The sequence below is a fragment of the Nostoc sp. LEGE 12454 genome, assembly GCF_056620565.1.
Window position 1 is genome coordinate 1 of record NZ_JBWQXL010000048.1, and the last position, 18,965, is coordinate 18,965.

An 18,965-nucleotide genomic window follows, 5' to 3' on the forward strand; every position below is an offset into this window, starting at 1 on the left:
CCTTACTTATAGAAATCGCCGAAAAAGATTTAGTTTAAGGTTTAATCTGATTGCTGCTCTCTACAATTATGAGCTTTGTCTCCCCAAAATAAAATCTTCCTGAGCGACTTTTGCAAGAGGTCTAATGAACTACCTCTAGCTGTGCAAAAGCTTGAGCCTGGGGTAGTTCATAGTAAATTTGGGTCAATTCCTTGTTGTTGTAATCTGGCTAAAAGTTCTTGAAGCTGCTGCTGAGTTTGTTCTAGCTGTTGTTGCTGTTGTGCGTTTACCTCTTCTGGAGTTGGGTATCTGTTACCATCTTGATCATACCAAAATAGCCATTCTCGTGTTCTTCCTTGATAAGTACCCTGTTCTCGTCCAATCCCTAAACCAATTTCTGGCATCCAAATTTTATCGCCGAGTTGTAAAGTGTACTTACCTTCAACTAAGCGATAAACTTCTAAACGTTGACGCTTACGACGTAGCCGCGTTGGTGCATAAATGACGTAATATAAAATGCCTAATTGGGCATAATCTATTTTCTTTTGTTCATATTCGCCGTTGTAGGTTTGAGAAACAACTTCTAAAGCTAAAATGGGCGTAATCCCTTCTTCTTCCCAGAAAACGTAACTAGAACGTCCGTTTTCTCCAACAAAACGTTCAACACCTAAACTCAAAAACCCATCAGGGACTATAGCTGGTTGTAATGGTGTATAGTAAATTCCCATGTTGATACCGAAAAACCAGTCATCACGGGTTTGCCAAATCGAGGCTAAGATGGCTAACAATAAATTAGGAATTAATATTTGTAGTTCGTTATCCACAGGGGTATCATCAGAATCTGGTAATTCCGCCGATGAAGGTAGGCATTCTAAAGGATTGTAATTATACATAATACTTGGTGGTTGACAGTTATCAGTTAACAGTCATCAGTAAACGGTTAACCATTTTGATGAAAGCAATGCTTTTCGATATAGTTTAACCGCCTGTGTTTGATTAGTTTCACAGCTCATTTGTCCCCATTGATTTAAGGGTAACTCAGGTTGCACATAATTCACCTTCTCAAACATTGACGCGGTTGTGGTGATGACTGCCGAGAAATGTTTTTGTTTACTGCGATCGCTTAATTATAAAAACTCATTGCCAGCGATGCAATCTCCGATCCTTGCTCGCTATGACAAATAAATCTTTTTGTTTTGCTCATAGACGCAAAGAAGACCGCAAAATAACTACTTTTAGTCGAATTAATGATGTAGAAAAAGTTTGCGGAAAGTTGCATTGCGGGATTGGGTAGAAGTAAAAACGCAACCCAAAGTATTCACTTAGCTGGTTCTGGTGGTAAACCAAGCTTGCCACGAAAATCTTTGTCATATTTAGCCTTATCCAAATTTTTAGCAGATTTAACTTGCTCAGGAGTTAGGTCTTTGGCATCGCGGAGGTTGGCACTCCTGAGGTTGGCACCGCGAAGGTTGGCACTCCTGAGGTTGGCACCGCTGAGGTCGGCACCACCGAGGGAGTCATAGCTGAGGTCGGCACCTTTGAGGTCGGCAATGATTCTGCTGAGGTTGGCAATAATGCTCCTGAGGTTGGCACTCCTGAGGTCGGTACGGATTCTGCTGAGGTAGTCATAGCTGAGTTCGACAAGGATTCTGCTGAGGTAGTCATAGCTGAGGTCGGCACCACTGAGGTTGGCACCACTGAGGTTGGCACTCCTGAGGTTGGCACTATTGAGGTAGGCACCGTTGAGGTTGGCACTCCTGAGGTTGGCATCGTTGAGGTTGGCATTGATGAGGTTGGCACCGTTGAGGTTGGCATTGATGAGGTTGGCACCGCTGAGGTTGGCATTGATGAGGTAGGCACCGCTGAGGTCGGCACCGCTGAGGTCGGCACCGCTGAGGTCGACACCGCTGAAATCTTTCTTAGTTAAGCTTTCACCAGCTTGTACCAGCTTTTCCAATGCTTGAATTCTTACTCGACTATACTCCTTTCCCTTAACAGCATCGAATTGCTGCCAAAGTTGGCTTATCCTAATTTGTTTTTCAATTACAATACCTAGAACTACTGACGCAACCATCGGAATAATTAACAAAAACCCAACGGATATAAAGCGATTATTCCGCGTTTGTCTGACACTAGTTTGAATAAACTCAGCAGCTAGGTCAGATAATCTTAAGTTCTCAGTTTGTTGTTTATGAAAATCTTTTGCTTCTCTCAACCGCTTGCCCTGAAGGAGATAATCTTTCGCCTTTCTCCTATCTCGCCATTCAATAGCTACCGCTTCAATTTTCCGTTTTTGTCGCAGTATATTCCGACTTTCCTCAATCCATTTGCGTAATAGCAACCAATGGCGAATCAGTGCTTCATGTGCCACATCTACCACAGCAATTTGATTAGATAAGGTACTGGTGACAACTAGCTTCTCATCAGCTAACTGTTGAATTATTCTATTAATCAAAGCTTCTGAATACTGCGAACTAACTAAATCTCGTTGCACAACTTGTCTACGCGTATCTTCTGTTCCTTCTCCCAACTGCGTCAATTCTAAAAAAATCCGCTTTGTTGCTTGCTGTTCCTCAAGTGATAATGACTCATAAACTTCTGTAGCACGTTTTTGCAGGGTTCCTCTAACTCCACCTAGTTTGCTATAGGTAGTCAGGGTTAACCGTTCTTGAGTTCTTTGCTGCCATAGTTCTGTCAGTGTGTACTGCAACAATGGTAAACTACCTGGTGAATTTTCTACATCTGCAATCATTTGAGAAATTAATTCCGGTTCTACTTCTAAGTTCACCAGTTCAGCTGGTTTGATAATTGCTGTTTCTAATTCCTCCCGATTCATCGGTGTTACTGTTACTAAATGCTCTTGAATTTTCTTAGCTAGTCTGCCATACTCTTGTTCCAGACATTTGCCAAAAAAATCAGCCCGCATTGTGATTATTAGGCAGAGTTTATTGTCATCACGTTGCAAAGCACCTAGCACACATTCAAAAAACTGCTGTCGTTTTGTAATGTCTTGACATTGAGTAAAAGCTTCCTCAAATTGGTCTACCACTAGCACTACGCGCTGAGTTTGTGCAGCAGTAATCAACTGTCCTAAAGCAACTGCGCCTTTGGCAATTAATTCTTCTGCTTTTGCTAATTGTGATGCGCGTTCAATATCTGATAATTCTGATTCTACAAATGCCAGTGCTAAATTTTGTAAGGGGTTAATCCCTGGTCGAAATATTTTCAACTGCCAAGTATCGCTACCTGATAACCTACGTCCTAACTTTAATTGATAAAGTAAACCGGCTCTGACAACACTAGATTTACCACTTCCTGATGCTCCCAAGACAGCGAGGAAATTACCCGATCGCACTTTTTCTAATAATTCGTCGGTTAACGCTGTTCTGCCATAAAATAAGTTGGCATCTGCTTCTGTGCAATCAAAATAAGACAACCCTTTGTAAGGACAAATAGCTGATACCTGTACTGTGGAGTTAACAACAGAGGAATTCCATTTGCGGGTGAGATTAATTGCTTCACCAGAGTTAGCAAATATGGGACGCTGGGGAAAGGGATGATGTTCTTGATTGAGCAAGTCTACTAAAGTGTAGTTACTCACCCAACGGTCTTGTTTTGGTTCCAAACCTTTCAGCAGTGCGGCGGTGAGAACGCTGTGTTGGCTGTTAATCTCTTCAAAAGCTACTTCAAAATCACGAGAAGCCGCAATAAAACACCTGTCTCTGCCTTTACCGCGATCGCCTGGATCTGCCTCTGCAAAATTTAGCACTTCTCCGCTATAGCAGCAATCCAAAATCACAATTTGTTGTCTGACTTCACTTTCTTGCAGCAGTCGCCGCAGCCATTGCAAAGATAATCCCCAATTACCCGCGTCAGGGTTGACTTCACTCGTCGCTAAAAAGCCTTCCTGAATTCCTAAATTTTTCCGCAATCCATGACCAGAAAAATACAACAGTGCTGTGTCTGGCGGCTTCCCATCTGGCTTAAACAATTGGACGATCGCTCTTTCTAACTGAGTTAAACTAACTTTAGTTTGCTTGCCAATGCGAATCGTCTCATTTTCCTTGTCTTTGACTGCTGGTAGCCGCGTTACCCGAAATTCCCCATATTGTTGTAAGATTTGAGCGATCGCTTCACCATCGGCAGCTGGTGCGTTGAGACTCTTTAAGCGGTCATACGTATTAATTCCCACCACCAAAGCGTCTCGACTCATCCTGCAAAGCCCTATGATAGTTGTGCCGAATTATTTCCAGCCTCTACAAGAAATTTACCGCATTTTCCGTAAAATTTTGTAGATAAGCACCGCTGGGCTACCCTAGACGCAATTCTTTTAGGCGAGATTTATCCCATGACTCAACTCACACCTATTCAGTTAGAAGATGGCACTATTATTTACATTGAGGCTACAGATAATATAGATGCACCACCAGTCATTACCGAAGTTTCCCCAGAGGGAGAGGAAGAAGCACTCATTGATAAGGGATGGAATGCTGACGCTGCACAAAAACAGATAGTCCAAAATTTCCAAGCAATTGAAGGTACAATTCGGGCTTACACTGTTTATTCACTGAATGCTTTTAAGAAAATCCCTGTTGCTAATATTGATAAAGTCACTCTTGAATTTGGCATCAAAGTTGGCGGTGAAGCAGGTATACCTTACGTGACTAAAGGCACGGCTGAAAGTAATCTTAAGATAACGGTAGAGTGTTCATTTCCTGACCAATCGGAAAAGAAAACTCAGCAATCATGAGTGAGAGTATTGACGCAGCCAAAATTTCGATTATTATTCCGGCTATTAATGAAGCGGGGAATATTAAAAAAGCCATTGCTACTACTCAAGCCAATCTAAATGTAGAAGTCATTGTAGTCGATGGTGGCTCTAGTGATGATACTGTAGCGATCGCTCAGTCTTTAAATGTCAAAGTTATCTCATCATCTCCCGGTCGTGCTGTGCAAATGAACGCGGGTGCTGTAGCGGCAAGTGGTGAGATTTTGTTATTTCTCCATGCAGATACCCGTTTCCCAACTGGGTTTGATGAGATGATTCGCACGGCACTACAACAGCCTGGGATTGTGGCTGGTGCTTTTAAGTTGCGGATTGATGCCTCACTTTTAAGTTTACGATGGGTAGAGTGGGGAGTAAATGTGCGATCGCATTTTTATCAAATGCCTTATGGCGACCAAGCAATTTTTTTAACAAAGGAAGTATTTCAGCAAATAGGCGGTTTTCCCGAATTGCCTATCATGGAAGACTTTGAACTGATGCGTCGTCTAAAACGCATCGGACGTGTTGTAATTATTCCCACACCAGTTGTCACCTCAGCCCGTAGATGGTTGCAAAAGGGAGTATTCAAAACTACGCTACTTAATCAAATAGTAATTATTGCTTATTTGCTCGGCGTTTCACCTGAGCGAATTTGTAGCTGGTATCGCCGAGAAAAATTTAAGAGGCTTTAAGCTGTTTCTCATGTAGGTGGTATATCTTAGGGGCATTGGATTTGAGGTGTAAATTTTAAAGTTGAGCTTCAGAAGGTCAACGTCGAGCTTCAGAAGGTCAACATTGAGCCTCAGAAGGTCAACATTGAGCCTCAAAAGGTCAACATCGAGCCTCAGAAGGTCAACGTCGAGCCTCAGAAGGTCAACATTGAGCCTCAGAAGGTCAACATTGAGCCTCAGAAGGTCAACATTGAGCTTCAAAAGGTCAACATTGAGCTTCAAAAGGTCAACATCGAGCCTCTGAGGGTGAAACTTATAAAAATGAACAAGCGTTTATTCAATTCCAAACTCAAACTACTACTGCTAAGTTGCCTGATTGTCACTCTAATAATTGCTGCTAAACAGTTAAACTTTCAGGGACTTTTACAGACTTCAGTCATTTGGGTTCACAGTCTTGGTACTTTAGGGCCTATTGCCTACATAGTTATTTTCAACTTAGCAACATTACTATTTATACCGGGTTCTCTTCTAACCCTCAAAGGTGGTTGTCTGTTTGGTGTATTTTGGGGATCAATATATGTGCTAATTGCTGCAACAATTGGAGCAACCTTGGCTTTTATCATTGGACGCTACCTGTCGCGGGATTGGGTTTCTCAACAAATGGAAAAACACCCTAAATTTAAAGCGATTGATTTAGCAGTTTCCAAAGAAGGATGGAAAATTGTTTTGCTAACTCGTCTTTCACCTGTCTTTCCATTCAATTTATTAAATTATGCTTTTGGGATAACACAGGTTTCTCTCAAAGACTATATATTAGGTTCCTTCGGTATTATTCCCGGTACTGTGATGTACGTTTATATTGGTTCTTTAGCTGGGAATCTTGCCATGATTAACATTTCTCATCAACCAATTACTCCAGAGACTAAAGTTTGGCAATGGATAATGCGAGTAGTTGGGTTGATTGCTACCGTTGCTGTAACTGTATATATCACAAAAGTTGCTCAGAAAGCATTAGCTCAAAGTGTGGCAGTAGAAGAAATCACAACTCATGAAAAAACTAACAATCATTCAGATATTTAAAGCCTCTCTGCGAGACGCTACGCGAACGACTCCGCTCGGCTTTAACACTGAGCGAAGCCGAAGTGTTAAAAGTATTGATGCCAGAAATTTCCAAAAGTTTTTTAGCCTCTGCACATTAATATTACTAATATTGGCAAGTAGTTTCTCATTAAATACAGACCCAGCTTTAGCACAAGAATCGGCAAATTCAAATTCTTTTAATCCCCAAGCAATTTTACGCGAAGCCTTACAGTGGATTGATAGCTTGGGTGCGATGGGAGCTATAGCTTTTATTGCCCTTTACATTATCGCTACCGTTGCTTTTTTCCCAGGTTCTATTCTCACTTTGGGGGCTGGTGTGATTTTTGGTGCAGTTTGGGGTTCTCTTTACGTGTTTATCGGTGCAACCCTTGGCGCTACTGCTGCTTTCCTTGTGGGACGTTATTTAGCAAGGGGTTGGGTTGCTGGTAAAATCGCAGATAACAAAAAATTTGCCGCCATTGACCAAGCGGTTGGTAGAGAAGGATTAAAAATTGTCCTGTTAACGCGATTGTCCCCGATATTTCCTTTCAATTTGCTCAACTATGCCTTTGGCATCACAGGAGTTTCACTTAAAGATTACTTCATCGGCTCTCTAGGCATGATTCCCGGAACCATTATGTACGTTTATATTGGTTCCCTTGCAGGTAATCTGGCCATGATTGGGACTGAGACTCAACCTACCAACCCGACTTTACAATGGGCAATTCGCATCTTGGGTTTGATTGCGACAGTCGCCGTTACAGTTTATGTAACCCGGATTGCGCGGAAAGCTTTAGAAGAGGAATTGTAAGGGTGGACAGATGCCCTCGCTATCTTTGGTAATCTTCGTATATTACAAAATAAATTGCGGAAAATGGGATAACAATTGAACAAAGGAAAATAATATGACAACTGAAAATAGTAAACCAAATGATGAAGTTCAAATTCGCACGATAATCGAGGAGCGCGTCAAAGCAGTAGGCAACAAGGACATCAACGCGCTTTTGTCCAATCACGCGCCGGATATTCTGTCCTTCGATATCATTAATCCACTGCAATATATCGGAGTAGATACGGTTAGAGAACGCGCCCAGAAATGGGTTTCTTCGTTTCAAGGCTCAATCGGCTATGAGATTCTAGACCTGAGCATCATGACGGGCGAAACGGTGGCTTTCTGCCATTACCTCTATCGTGTGAGCGGAACACTGACAGACGGAGGGAAAGTCGAAATGTGGGTACGGGCGACTGTTTGCTTGCGTGAGATTGATGCCAAGTGGATGATTGTGCATGAGCATCAATCAGTGCCTTTCGACCCGGAGACAGGCAAAGCGTCGCTTAATCTCAAGCCGTAGGGCTTCGTGAATCATTAAGATACGCTCGCATTGTCCGTTAATTTTTATCGGGCTTGGTTGCGGTTTCGCGCCGCGTCAATTCAATCGTTCGGCGGTTACTGCCTGAATTGGATGCGCCAACAAATAATTAATTTTGTCCAAAGTCCAATTATTAAACAAGTATAAAAATAAAAGACTGAGCCGCCTAAATTAATCGGGATTCTTAATTTTAAAAGAGGTTTTGCCAATGACCAATTCAGATTTAGAGAGAGTCACAGTTCGCCCAATAGACGAGTATAACCAAAAGTTGGTATCTTACGTCCATCCGCCAAATTGGGTTAATCCTCAACCCGCCGATGTTTACGACTTGGTAGTAATTGGTGCTGGTACGGCGGGATTAGTCGTGGCTGCGGGTGCTGCGGGTCTGGATTTGGGTTTAAAGGTGGCGTTGATTGAAAAGCATCTCATGGGTGGAGATTGCTTAAATGTTGGTTGCGTACCATCTAAAACTATTATTCGGTCTGCCCGCGTCGTTGGCGAAATCTGGGATGCTAAAGACTTGGGAGTTAATATTCCCCAACATAATATTGATGTTGATTTTCCCAAAGTTATGGCCAGGATGCGGCGGATAAGAGCTGGTATCAGCCCTAATGATTCGGCGGAGCGGTTTCAAAACTTGGGTGTTGATGTCTTTTTGGGTAGCGGTCGCTTTGCAAGTAAAAATACCGTAGAAGTTGGCGACAAAACCCTCAAGTTTAAAAAAGCTGTAATTGCGACTGGCGCAAGAGCCGCACAACTGTCGATTCCGGGAATTGAACAGGCGGGTTATCTAACCAATGAGACGGTTTTTTCCTTAATTCAACGACCGGAACGTTTGGCGGTGATTGGTGGCGGGCCCATTGGTTGCGAATTGGCGCAAGCTTTCCGGCGTTTGGGTTGTGAGGTGGTGCTTTTCCATAGCGGTTTTCATCTCCTGAATAAAGAAGACGCTGAAGCCGCTAAAATTCTCCAAAAGGTTTTGATTAACGAAGGAATTCGCGTAGTACTCGATTCCAAGTTGGAGGAAGTGGTAACTGTCACCGAAGGGAAACGCCTTTACTTTTCCTCCAACGGTCATCGAGATTCGGTGACAGTCGATGAAATTTTAGTTGGTGCGGGGCGATCGCCAAATGTCGAAAATCTAAATTTAGAAGCTGTGGGTGTAGAATATGACAAGCACCAAGGCGTAAAGGTAAATGATTACCTCCAAACGACCAATCCCAAAATTTATGCAGCTGGCGATATCTGCATGAACTGGAAGTTTACCCATGCTGCTGATGCTGCGGCGCGGATTGTAATTAAAAATACCCTGTTTTCTCCCTTTGGCATAGGACGCTCGAAACTCAGTAGTCTGGTGATGCCTTGGGTAACTTATACTGACCCAGAAATTGCTCACGTAGGTTTGTACGAACACGAGGCGCAGAAATTGGGTATTGAGGTGACAACCATCAACATACCTTTTAATAGTGTAGATCGAGCGATCGCCGATGGTGAAGAGTTAGGATTTCTCAAAATCCACCATAAAAAGGGGTCTGATGAAATTATCGGTGCAACTATTGTCGCCAGTCACGCGGGTGAGATGATTTCAGAAGTGACTACGGCAATGGTGAATAAGATTGGTTTGAGCAAGTTAAGCAGTGTAATTCATCCTTATCCCACTCAAGCCGAAGCGATTAAAAAAGCAGCTGATGCTTATCGTCGAACGCTTTTAACATCAAATACCAAAAAATTGTTGGGATTTCTGACAAAGTTATCTTGACCGTAGGTTGGGTTGAGGGACGAAACCCAACCTACGTCAAGGCTTTGTTGGGTTTCGCCGTTGCTCAACCCAACCTACTATTATTCTTAACCCAAGCGTCTCGATCTCTAAACAGGTCGGAAGCGATCGATCTCGCCGCCGGTCAAGTTTGCGTAATACAGATTACCATCCGGGCCAGTGGTGATTTGTGCAGTTAACCCTAAATTAGGTCTATCTGCTTGGGAAGCAAACCGCTTAACTGAGACAAATTTACCCTGACTATCGAAAGTCAAAGCATCGATAGTTCCCTGGCTGAAATCACCAACGAATAAAGCACCTTGATAGATTGAAGGGAAAGTATTACCTGTGTAAAAGTCACCCATGACGATCGAATTAGAACTACCAGTATGCTTGTAGGTGTAAACTGGTGCTGTAACAGTTTTACCGCTACTATAGAAAGCTTTCGCTGCATCTAGATTAGAATAGCCTGATTGTTTCAGACTGGTAGTATTGCCATTGGCATCAAGTCCTCCTTCATAGAACGGCCAGCCAAAGTTCGATCCTGGTTTTGCGACATTGACTTCTTCCCAAGTCACGAAGCCAACATCACCAACTACGGGGGTATTGGTCTTTTTATCAATTGTGAAACGGAAGGGGTTACGCAGACCTAAGCTATAAACTTTGGAACTATTGCTATTGAGATCGCCATTGTAGAAAGGATTACTCGATAAGCCTTGACCAGTAATCGGGTCAATCCGCAGGATCTTACCGGACAGATTATTAACATCCTGAACGCGAATTGCTCGCGGGTCTATGCCATTGTAGGAAGTACCATCTCCTAAGCTAACAAACAGAGAACCATCAGTACCAAAGCGCACAGAACCAACTGAGTGAGATTCACTATCATTGGCTATAAAATTCTGGACATTTTGGACTTTATCAAGATTATTGAGATAATCCTGCAAGCTGGTAAACGGCTTACCAGTATCTTTGTTGAGAATTCCTGATGGTGCATAGCCAAGTGAGACATTTGTACTATTTCCATCCGGTTTGTTAATATTTCCCCAAGTGCCATTTGTGCCTAGCAGCACAACTTCGCTGCCAGCGATCGCAGTAGTGTAATTAGTGTTGGGGTCAGCTGTAAAGCGACTTAGCCGCGCAGTCCGATTCCCATTCTGGTCGGGATCGTCCAATGTACTATTGGGATTGTTCTTAGAATTGCTTGTATTAGTTTCTGGTGGATCGTAGGTATACAACAGGTAAACATAGTTTTTGCCGTTTGGACTTTTGCCAAAATCTGGATGTACGGTAATGCCTAACAAACCGCGATCGCGCGTATCATTTACCTGTCCGCGAATATCAGTAAATGGTGTTGATAATAAGGTACCGTTTTTCATGACTCGCACTACCCCATTTTTCTGGGCAATGAACATGCTGTTACCATCAGGTGCCCATTCAAAAGCTGTGGGTTGATTCAAACCAGAAGCTACCGTATCTAAAGCAAAGTTACCAGAGTCATTATCAATAATACTGATACTTGTCTGTTGATTAGTTAGCTGCACTCCAACTGCGTTACTGAACTTCAAAGCAAATGTTTCATTTGATTCCCCAACGTTGTCATTAAGAATGGGGATAACAATGGTGTTGCTGGTTTGTCCGGCTGCAAAACTCAAGCTTCCAGATACAGCCTGGTAGTCAGATCCAGCTTTAGCAGTCCCATCTTGGGTTATGTAATTGACGCTAGCAGCCGCCGAAGCGTTGCCCCGTGTAACTATCACCTTAGCAGTACCGTCACCCTCATTAACTACTGGCTGACTGAAATCGAGTCCAGAGCGATCGTTGTCTTGAATCGTAACTGCGAGAGTTCTTTGGAGTCCTAGTGTTGCCCCTTCTGCCTGATCGATGACAAAATTAAAGGTTTCATCTCCTTCTATCAAGGAATCATCATTGATCGGAATGGATACCTGCGTGCTGCTTTGTCCCGGCGCAAAAGTAAGTATTCCAGCACTTTCAACGCCTTCACTCCCATAGTCAACTCCTTTTGTAGCAGTATTAGCTATAGTCGCATACTTAATTGAAGATGTACTACTTAAATCTCCACTTCTAAGTATTTTAACGGTAACACTATCACTGCCTTCGTTCACAGTCATCGAAGACGATCCTAAGGTGATAGTGGTCGGAAGAACTGGTGAATAAAGTTGAGACTGAGGAATGATTTCCTTCGCCTGAGAGGTGCTTGACCAACGCAGTTGCGAAACGGCATTGTTTTTATTTTCGTAGTACTCAAGTTTAATATCGTATTTCTGACCTGCAACCAATGCGATCGAGCCACTGGATTCGGTGGCAGGTTGATCGATAAACTTATCGATGATTTGTTGACCATTTACCCACAGTCGCACACCATCATCAGCAGTGGTGTAGAACTTGTAAGTTTCGCTGTACTTGGCTTCTACTTGACCTGTCCACCGCGCTGAGAAGGTATCTGGATCAATCGACGGAGCGGGAGAATCAGCGCCCCAATTAAAGTTCACCGTCGGATTTGTAGTAGTTATCTTCAGGTTTGTGAAGTCGATGTTGTCGTAGTATTCTGCTTTGAGTCCGTTGCCATTACTAGTTGTGCTGATATTACTATACAGTTGCGACTGGGGAATGATTTCTTTCGCCTGAGAGGTGCTTGACCAACGCAGTTGAGAAACGGCATTGGATTGATTTTCGTAGTACTCAAGTTTAATATCGTACTTTTGACCTGCAACCAATGCGATCGAGCCACTGGATTCGGTGGCAGGTTGATCGATAAACTGATTGATGATTTGTTGACCATTCACCCACAGTCGCACACCATCATCAGCAGTGGTGTAGAACTTGTAAGCTTCGCTGTACTTGGCTTCTACCTGACCTGTCCACCGCGCTGAGAAGGTATCTACACCAATCGACGAATCGGGAGAACCAGCGCGCCAGTTAAAGTTCACCGTCGGATCTGTACGAGTTACCTTCAGGTTGGTGAAGTCCATGTTGTCGTAATACTCTGCCTTGAGTCCATCTCCTTGAGAGAGTAGGCTAGAGCGAGCAGAAATGCTGCTTTGTTTTTGGTCAATACTTTCTAGAGATGATTTAGTAGTAATTACTGGACTTACAGATGTTGATAAGTTTTGATTTGATGTCATAATTAGTGTTTCAGGATTAATTTTACATTGAATATTCCAACAAAGAATGCATCATGAAGCTTGAAATAAATATACTGATAAGCTAATAATTGATTAACTTATAGATATATATTCAGTAATTACTAATCATGAATAATTAGTTGAAGAATATATTAGTCTTTGTTAGTCTTTGCTTTTTTTTCAAGAAATTACTGAATTCTTGAGACCTTCTAAATTTTACTGATGTGCAGATGCATATCAGCAAGGCAAGCAGTGCTTAAAAAAGAAAATACATGCGTAATTCGTCAAATGCAATAACTTTACATAGATTACTTAAGTATTCTTTTAGTTCTTACACATTTGACAATAGATAGCGGTGTTATGTCTATCTTCTGTATGGAACTTTCTTGAAATATTCATATTGATATATGCTTTTTTAAAGGAATATAAAAGTTTTGATGATATTTAAATAAAACATGCCAAAATATCGGATAATCTAATATGTTTTATCTATAAATTTATTAACTATATAAAATTTGTATAAAGAAAAATTTTAATACTTAAAGATTTGAAAAATTAATATTTATCTATACTTCATTTTGACTATTATTTTATCTCTTTGTTACCAAAACCAACAGAAATATAGTAATAACCTAAAATCAGTGGAACAAAAACTTTTGCAAGAGCCTCACTATTCATGCATTTAAGCTAGAGAACACAATCCAATACTGCTCGGTTAAAGGGAAAAGGGTAAGGGGAAAAGGATTGGAAGGCTCGATATATAAAGTTTTTCCCCTTTAACATGAGTCCCTTTCCCCCAAAACCCGACAAGTATTGGAACACAATCTACTGGAATTTAAGAAATAATCAATCGTACTTTTTGAATAACCTTGTTGTGGGTGGATTATCCTGTAAATCGCTATGCGACAGTTTCTCTTCTCTACAAGAGGCTACGCCCTAAGCGTTCGCGATGCGTCTCTAAGAGTTGCTATGCCGCAGGCTTTACGAAGTACCGCAAGCAAAAAATTGTCAGCGTCCGAAACCCTACTCTTCCGTTCATTTACAAAAGTTTTCAATTTACTCGAAGTCAGAAAAATTACAAGTTTGACGTTGCACATTCCCACTTTCCCCTAGACTAGGGGCAGCAACCTTGTTCAAACTGGCTGAGGAAAGTGGACTTTGACTGAGACAAACAATTTAAACTCTACCATCCAGAATCTCTCACGCAGGGAATTGCGAGATTTAGTACGGACTCAACTGCAAATGCTCCTAGAAGCAGGAGACTTGCAGGGAGCAAAATCTATTCTCGTACCCGTGCAGCCTGCGGATATTGCCGAGGCGATTGAAGGTTTACCAGAAGCGATGCACGCTTTGGCTTTTCGCTTGCTTTCTAAGGATGAGGCGATAGAGGTTTATGAATATCTCGACTACAGTGTTCAAGAACGGTTAATTGAAGAACTTAAAAGCCAGGAAGTCTGCGATATTGTCGATCAAATGTCGCCGGATGACCGAGCTAGGTTATTTGATGAGTTACCGGCAAAAGTCGTCAATCGCTTGCTAGAACAACTGAGTCCAGCAGAACGTCAAGCTACAGCCCAACTATTGGGTTATGAAGCTGATACAGCTGGGCGAATAATGACGCTAGAGTTGATCTCGCTGAAAGAAAATTTTACAGTATCTCAAGCTCTGGAGCGAATTCGCAACTTAGCTAATGCCAGTGAGATGATTTATTATCTTTATGTCATGGATGCGGCAAGGCGCTTGACGGGGATTGTATCGTTGCGGGAATTAGTAACGTCTCAGCCTGAGCAAATTATTGGCGAAATTATGACCCGTGATGTGGTGTTTGTCTACACTGATACAGATCAAGAAGAAGTTGCAAGATTAATCCAAAGATATGATTTTTTGGCTGTGCCTGTAGTAGATCGAGAACAGCTTCTAGTAGGTATCGTTACGGTGGATGATGTGATTGATATTCTGCAACAAGAAACCACCGAGGATATCTATGCCTTGGGTGGTGGTGTGCAGTCGGGGGGCGACAATTATTTTCAAATGAATTTGCTGGAAATTGCTCGGAAGCGAGTTGTCTGGTTATTGGTCTTACTTATAACCAATACCGTCACAGGAACAATTATTAAGTCGCAAGAGGATCTTTTAGCAAAAGTGGTGACACTGACGGCCTTTATTCCCTTGTTGACTGGTACTGGGGGTAACGTAGGCGCTCAATCTTCCACAGTGGTGATTCGCGGGATGAACACCGATGAAATCCGATCGCTTGGTGCATTGCAGGTAATCGGCCGGGAAGCGATCGCTGGGGCATTATTGGGAGGAATGTTAGGTACGATCGCTACTGTCTGGGCTTATTTTCTACAAGGACGATTAGAAGTAGCGATCGCTGTAGGCACTAGTTTGGTAGCTATTTCTATTTTGGCTTCGATCTCCGGTTCAGCACTGCCGTTTCTATTCCGCTATCTTCGTTTAGATCCAGCATTAATGTCAGCCCCGTTCATCACCACAGCAGTTGATGTCGTAGGTGTTTTGATTTACTTCAATTTGGCACGGGTAATTTTAAAGTTATGAAAAGAGTCATTGGTCATTAGTCACTTGTACTGAGCGTAGTCGTTGGCGCAGCCTCTCGAAGAGAAGTATTAGTCATTAGTGAATAACACACTACAAATCACAAAGGAAAAAGGACAAATGACTAACTTAACTTTTACAATTCTGATTCCGTATCTGGAGCAACAATTTCGCCAGTACCCAATTGTAGTATCATGTCCTGGTCAGTAATCAATCCGCTAAGTTCCTTCACTTGTAAATTCATGTCTTCACAAGCTTGTCTAAGTTCTCTGGCAAATTTGTTGAGGTCTTGACCATAGCCACATTGATAAGCAGCAGTTTCAATTCCTTGCTGGGCATTTGCTCTAGCACAATCTACTAGTTCTCTGCCATTCAATGGTGTAGGAGATGCCATAGACGTAGTTATTATTTATTAAATGTTTGCTGCTAGATAGACTATCAATATTCCCACATTTACTCATCCCTCCAATGGAAGACCATCAGGGTATAATTAGAAGTAATTATTTTTTTATCATTAGTCATTAGTCCTTTATTCAAAGTGAATAACCAATGACCAATGACTAATGACTAATGACTGAATTTTTCACTTAACCATTGACAACATCTCCACCATTGACGTGTAACACTTGTCCAGAGACATAAGAACTATCATCAGAGGCTAAATATACGTAGCTAGGAGCAACTTCTTCTGGTTGTCCGGCTCGTTCCATTGGTACTTGTTTGCCAAAATTTTCAACTTTCTCTTCAGGAAAAGTTGAGGGAATTAAAGGTGTCCAAATTGGCCCTGGCGCGACAGCATTAACCCGAATTCCTTTGGATACCAAATTTTTTGATAAGGAGCGAGTGAAAGCAACGATCGCACCTTTTGTAGAGGAGTAATCTAGTAGTTGTGGGCTACCTTTATAAGCTGTTACCGATGTGGTATTAATGATAGCACTGCCTGCTTGTAGATGCTTGAGTGCAGCCTTAGTCATGAAAAACATCGAGAAGATATTAGTGCGAAAAGTTCGCTCTAGTTGTTCTTCGGTGATTTCTTCAATACTTTCTTTCGGATGTTGTTCAGCAGCGTTGTTGATCAGAATATCGAGTTTGCCAAACTCACCAACTGTTTGCTGTATAGCTTGCTGACAAAAAGTTTCATTGCCAATATCACCTGCAATAGTTACTGCACGACGCCCTTGTTGTTCTACTAAATGTTTTGTTTCTTTGGCATCATCGTGTTCGTTAAGGTAAAGGATTGCCACATCTGCACCTTCTTTTGCAAATGCGATCGCAACAGCACGACCAATCCCACTATCTGCACCCGTAATCAATGCTACCTTATCTTGTAACTTACCACTACCCCGATACTGAGCATCATCTGCTTTGGGTTTTGGTGTCATTTCTGATTCAACACCTGGTGTTTCTTGTTGCTGTGGTGGTTGTAATTTTTGCTCTTTTTTCTCTTTTGGTTCTTTTGATTTAGCCATCTGTTTTACCTTGGTAATTGAATATTGAATGGGGCATTGTAAATGGGGAATTGAGCATTGAGAATTAGTTACACTCCATTTTTCTCATCTCTCCTATTCCCTATTTCATAACTAAACCTTGGATCGAAAATTCAACCCAAGGTCTATTTTTTGCTTTGACTCTCACTAGCCATTTGTAATTTTAGGCATTTATATCCTGGATGTTTGCCAAACTTACTTATTACAGCGACTCTACGCAACTTACATTATTTATCCTCACGCCCGATCGTGAAAATAAGTACACAACTCTAATGTGATGAAGAATTTATCTTTTTCATCTGCTTTCAAGTTAACTATTATATTGCTGTACTTTATCGCCCCCTAGAGGTAAACTAAGCTGCAATTAGCTCAACCTTAAGAGGGAAAAGAAATTAAAGAAGTCAGCGATTTACGAGTTGCTATAGCTCGATCGATCCTTGCGGACTTCCGGAAATTTTTTACAAAACTACCTGAATCTTGATACGACGACTATACATTTTCCAAAAGGCTACGTGGTGCGCTACATTGAGATCATTAGAGGGTAAGGGTTATGGCAACATTAAATATTTCCGAGTTAGAACAGGTTGAAAAGTTTCGCCAGTTACAATTAACCCTGCGCGATCGCTGGAAAACGAGCGAACTATTTGACAATAGTGAAGCAGATATTTTAATTATTCCCTCCTTGAGTCTCGACCAGGGCGAACTGCAAAAAATCGAAGGCTGCGAGCATTATGAAGAAAGATTACTATTTTCCTTAATTCGGTTGCAGAATCCCCAGACTCGACTGATTTATGTAACATCAGTACCGCTACATCCTAGTATCATTGATTATTATCTGCAACTGTTGCCAGGAATTCCCTTTTCTCATGCTCGCAATCGCTTACTGCTACTTTCTACTTATGATTCCTCTTTTAAGCCTCTGAGCCAAAAGATTTTAGAACGCCCACGCTTGGTAGAACGAATTCGTCAATCTTTGAGGCTAGACAAATCATTTATGATCTGCTACAACTCTTCGCAGTGGGAAGGCGAATTGTCTTTAAAATTAGGTGTGCCACTGTATGCTGCTGCACCAGATTTACAGATTTGGGGAACAAAAAGTGGCAGTCGGCAAATCTTCAAAGAAAGCGGAATACCGCATCCAGATGGCAGCGAAAAAGTTTGGAACCACAAAGATTTGACAGAAGGTACCGTTGATTTGTGGGAACGCCAACCAACATTAAAACGGGTAGTAGTAAAACTCAACGAAGGCATTTCTGGAGAGGGAAATGCATTGTTGGATCTTAGACCGATTGAGAATTTAGCACCAAACATTGGTACTCATGCCGAAAGGATAGCAGCAATTAGCGATCGCTTATCAACGATGCGCTTTCAAGCAAAACAAGAAACTTGGGATAGTTTTTTGGGAAAAATGCCTGAGTTAGGGGCACTCGCTGAAGCATTTGTGGAAGGGGAAATTAAGCGATCGCCCAGCGTTCAAGGACGGATCACACCCCAAGGCGAAGTGGAAATCCTGTCAACTCACGACCAAATTCTCGGAGGCCCAGACGGTCAGATTTATCTTGGTTGCAGGTTTCCTGCTGATGAAACATATCGATTGCAATTACAGCAATTGGGGCTTCAAGTTGGCAGAAAGCTAGCAGAGAAAGGCACTTTAGAGCGGTTTGGTGTAGATTTTATTGCCGTTGACAAGGGTAATGGAGACTGGGATATTCAGGCGATCGAAATTAACCTGCGTAAAGGCGGTACAACTCATCCATTCATGACCCTGAAATTATTAACGAACGGCCGCTATGACCTTTCCACGGGTTTATTTTATAGTCAACAAGGTCGTCCAAAATACTACATTGCCACTGATAATCTGCAAAAAGAGCGCTATCAGGGATTATTACCGAATGATTTGATGGATATCATTGCTCACCACAGACTGCACTTTGACAGTGGTACAGAAACGGGTACAGTGTTTCATCTTATGGGTTGCCTTTCGCAGTTTGGCAAGGTGGGATTAACCAGCATCGGTGATTCACCGCAACAAGCACAAGACATTTATAACAAAGTTGTCAAAGTTCTGGATGAAGAAACCCGCAGCGAAAATCGTGATTTCTCGGCGTTTTCAGATTATTCTTTTCCCGTAGTTTGGGATGAATTATAGGGGCAC

14 protein-coding genes are annotated in these 18,965 nt (G+C 42.1%); 8 read left to right on the forward strand and 6 right to left on the reverse strand.

The features are described from left to right. Nucleotides 1-167 precede the first annotated feature (167 nt). Nucleotides 168-872 (reverse strand): Uma2 family endonuclease, encoded by a 705-nt coding sequence (locus AC1F2U_RS29135; RefSeq protein ID WP_480264305.1) that lies wholly within the window; start codon nucleotides 870-872, stop codon nucleotides 168-170. Between the two features lie 425 nt (nucleotides 873-1,297). Beyond that, nucleotides 1,298-4,192, reverse strand: a complete 2,895-nt coding sequence (locus tag AC1F2U_RS29140) for an nSTAND1 domain-containing NTPase (RefSeq protein ID WP_480264306.1) — start codon at nucleotides 4,190-4,192, stop codon at nucleotides 1,298-1,300. Between the two features lie 135 nt (nucleotides 4,193-4,327). On the opposite strand from AC1F2U_RS29140, the gene AC1F2U_RS29145 reads away from it, so the two are divergent. Further along, a complete protein-coding gene (locus AC1F2U_RS29145) occupies nucleotides 4,328-4,729 on the forward strand; it encodes a CU044_2847 family protein (protein ID WP_480264307.1) in 402 nt (133 codons plus the stop codon). Beyond that, nucleotides 4,726-5,436 carry a TIGR04283 family arsenosugar biosynthesis glycosyltransferase gene (locus AC1F2U_RS29150; protein WP_480264308.1) on the forward strand — a complete coding sequence of 237 codons (711 nt, stop codon included), beginning with the start codon at nucleotides 4,726-4,728 and terminating at the stop codon, nucleotides 5,434-5,436. The genes AC1F2U_RS29145 and AC1F2U_RS29150 overlap by 4 nt, the downstream gene beginning before the upstream one ends. Here the strand turns inward: AC1F2U_RS29150 and AC1F2U_RS29155 are convergent. Then, nucleotides 5,383-5,697 carry a hypothetical protein gene (locus tag AC1F2U_RS29155; RefSeq protein WP_480264309.1) on the reverse strand — a complete coding sequence of 105 codons (315 nt, stop codon included), beginning with the start codon at nucleotides 5,695-5,697 and terminating at the stop codon, nucleotides 5,383-5,385. The two genes, AC1F2U_RS29150 and AC1F2U_RS29155, sit on opposite strands and share 54 nt — an antisense overlap. Before the next feature lie 39 nt (nucleotides 5,698-5,736). Here AC1F2U_RS29155 and AC1F2U_RS29160 point away from each other — a divergent pair, with 39 nt between their 5' ends. The 4 genes from AC1F2U_RS29160 to AC1F2U_RS29175 all read left to right on the forward strand — a co-directional run bounded on the left by AC1F2U_RS29160 (nucleotide 5,737) and on the right by AC1F2U_RS29175 (nucleotide 9,624). Continuing rightward, nucleotides 5,737-6,495, forward strand: coding sequence for a TVP38/TMEM64 family protein (locus AC1F2U_RS29160; RefSeq protein ID WP_480264310.1), 759 nt, complete (start codon nucleotides 5,737-5,739; stop codon nucleotides 6,493-6,495). Beyond that, on the forward strand, nucleotides 6,464-7,306 hold the full coding sequence (locus AC1F2U_RS29165) for a TVP38/TMEM64 family protein (RefSeq protein WP_480264311.1): 843 nt from the start codon (nucleotides 6,464-6,466) through the stop codon (nucleotides 7,304-7,306). The genes AC1F2U_RS29160 and AC1F2U_RS29165 overlap by 32 nt, the downstream gene beginning before the upstream one ends. Nucleotides 7,307-7,400: 94 nt before the next feature. Further along, a complete protein-coding gene (locus AC1F2U_RS29170; RefSeq protein WP_480264312.1) occupies nucleotides 7,401-7,847 on the forward strand; it encodes a YybH family protein in 447 nt (148 codons plus the stop codon). Between the two features lie 226 nt (nucleotides 7,848-8,073). Continuing rightward, nucleotides 8,074-9,624, forward strand: a complete 1,551-nt coding sequence (locus AC1F2U_RS29175) for a mercuric reductase (RefSeq protein ID WP_480264313.1) — start codon at nucleotides 8,074-8,076, stop codon at nucleotides 9,622-9,624. Nucleotides 9,625-9,731: 107 nt separating this feature from the next. Here the strand turns inward: AC1F2U_RS29175 and AC1F2U_RS29180 are convergent, their stop codons facing one another. After that, the gene (locus tag AC1F2U_RS29180) at nucleotides 9,732-12,767 is read right to left on the reverse strand and encodes a PA14 domain-containing protein (protein WP_480264314.1); all 3,036 of its coding nucleotides are present in this window, start codon (nucleotides 12,765-12,767) and stop codon (nucleotides 9,732-9,734) included. A 1,158-nt stretch (nucleotides 12,768-13,925) separates the two neighbouring features. Between AC1F2U_RS29180 and mgtE the strand changes: the two genes are divergently transcribed. Then, nucleotides 13,926-15,326 (forward strand): magnesium transporter, encoded by a 1,401-nt coding sequence (gene mgtE / locus AC1F2U_RS29185; protein ID WP_480264315.1) that lies wholly within the window; start codon nucleotides 13,926-13,928, stop codon nucleotides 15,324-15,326. A 133-nt stretch (nucleotides 15,327-15,459) separates the two neighbouring features. Here the strand turns inward: mgtE and AC1F2U_RS29190 are convergent, their stop codons facing one another. Both AC1F2U_RS29190 and AC1F2U_RS29195 read right to left on the reverse strand, forming a co-directional pair. Further along, nucleotides 15,460-15,717, reverse strand: a complete 258-nt coding sequence (locus AC1F2U_RS29190; protein ID WP_094352695.1) for a hypothetical protein — start codon at nucleotides 15,715-15,717, stop codon at nucleotides 15,460-15,462. Between the two features lie 193 nt (nucleotides 15,718-15,910). Continuing rightward, nucleotides 15,911-16,792, reverse strand: a complete 882-nt coding sequence (locus tag AC1F2U_RS29195; protein WP_480264316.1) for an SDR family oxidoreductase — start codon at nucleotides 16,790-16,792, stop codon at nucleotides 15,911-15,913. A 568-nt stretch (nucleotides 16,793-17,360) separates the two neighbouring features. On the opposite strand from AC1F2U_RS29195, the gene AC1F2U_RS29200 reads away from it, so the two are divergent. Next, nucleotides 17,361-18,959 (forward strand): peptide ligase PGM1-related protein, encoded by a 1,599-nt coding sequence (locus tag AC1F2U_RS29200; protein WP_480264317.1) that lies wholly within the window; start codon nucleotides 17,361-17,363, stop codon nucleotides 18,957-18,959. Nucleotides 18,960-18,965: the final 6 nt, after the last annotated feature.

Bases quoted from the DNA above. Each gene is read 5' to 3' on its own strand.
- AC1F2U_RS29135 (WP_480264305.1), bottom strand. From the start codon at position 872: ATGTATAATTACAATCCTTTAGAATGCCTACCTTCATCGGCGGAATTA.
- AC1F2U_RS29140 (WP_480264306.1), bottom strand. From the start codon at position 4,192: ATGAGTCGAGACGCTTTGGTGGTGGGAATTAATACGTATGACCGCTTA.
- AC1F2U_RS29145 (WP_480264307.1), top strand. From the start codon at position 4,328: ATGACTCAACTCACACCTATTCAGTTAGAAGATGGCACTATTATTTAC.
- AC1F2U_RS29150 (WP_480264308.1), top strand. From the start codon at position 4,726: ATGAGTGAGAGTATTGACGCAGCCAAAATTTCGATTATTATTCCGGCT.
- AC1F2U_RS29160 (WP_480264310.1), top strand. From the start codon at position 5,737: ATGAACAAGCGTTTATTCAATTCCAAACTCAAACTACTACTGCTAAGT.
- AC1F2U_RS29165 (WP_480264311.1), top strand. From the start codon at position 6,464: ATGAAAAAACTAACAATCATTCAGATATTTAAAGCCTCTCTGCGAGAC.
- AC1F2U_RS29170 (WP_480264312.1), top strand. From the start codon at position 7,401: ATGACAACTGAAAATAGTAAACCAAATGATGAAGTTCAAATTCGCACG.
- AC1F2U_RS29175 (WP_480264313.1), top strand. From the start codon at position 8,074: ATGACCAATTCAGATTTAGAGAGAGTCACAGTTCGCCCAATAGACGAG.
- AC1F2U_RS29180 (WP_480264314.1), bottom strand. From the start codon at position 12,767: ATGACATCAAATCAAAACTTATCAACATCTGTAAGTCCAGTAATTACT.
- AC1F2U_RS29190 (WP_094352695.1), bottom strand. From the start codon at position 15,717: ATGGCATCTCCTACACCATTGAATGGCAGAGAACTAGTAGATTGTGCT.
- AC1F2U_RS29195 (WP_480264316.1), bottom strand. From the start codon at position 16,792: ATGGCTAAATCAAAAGAACCAAAAGAGAAAAAAGAGCAAAAATTACAA.
- AC1F2U_RS29200 (WP_480264317.1), top strand. From the start codon at position 17,361: ATGGCAACATTAAATATTTCCGAGTTAGAACAGGTTGAAAAGTTTCGC.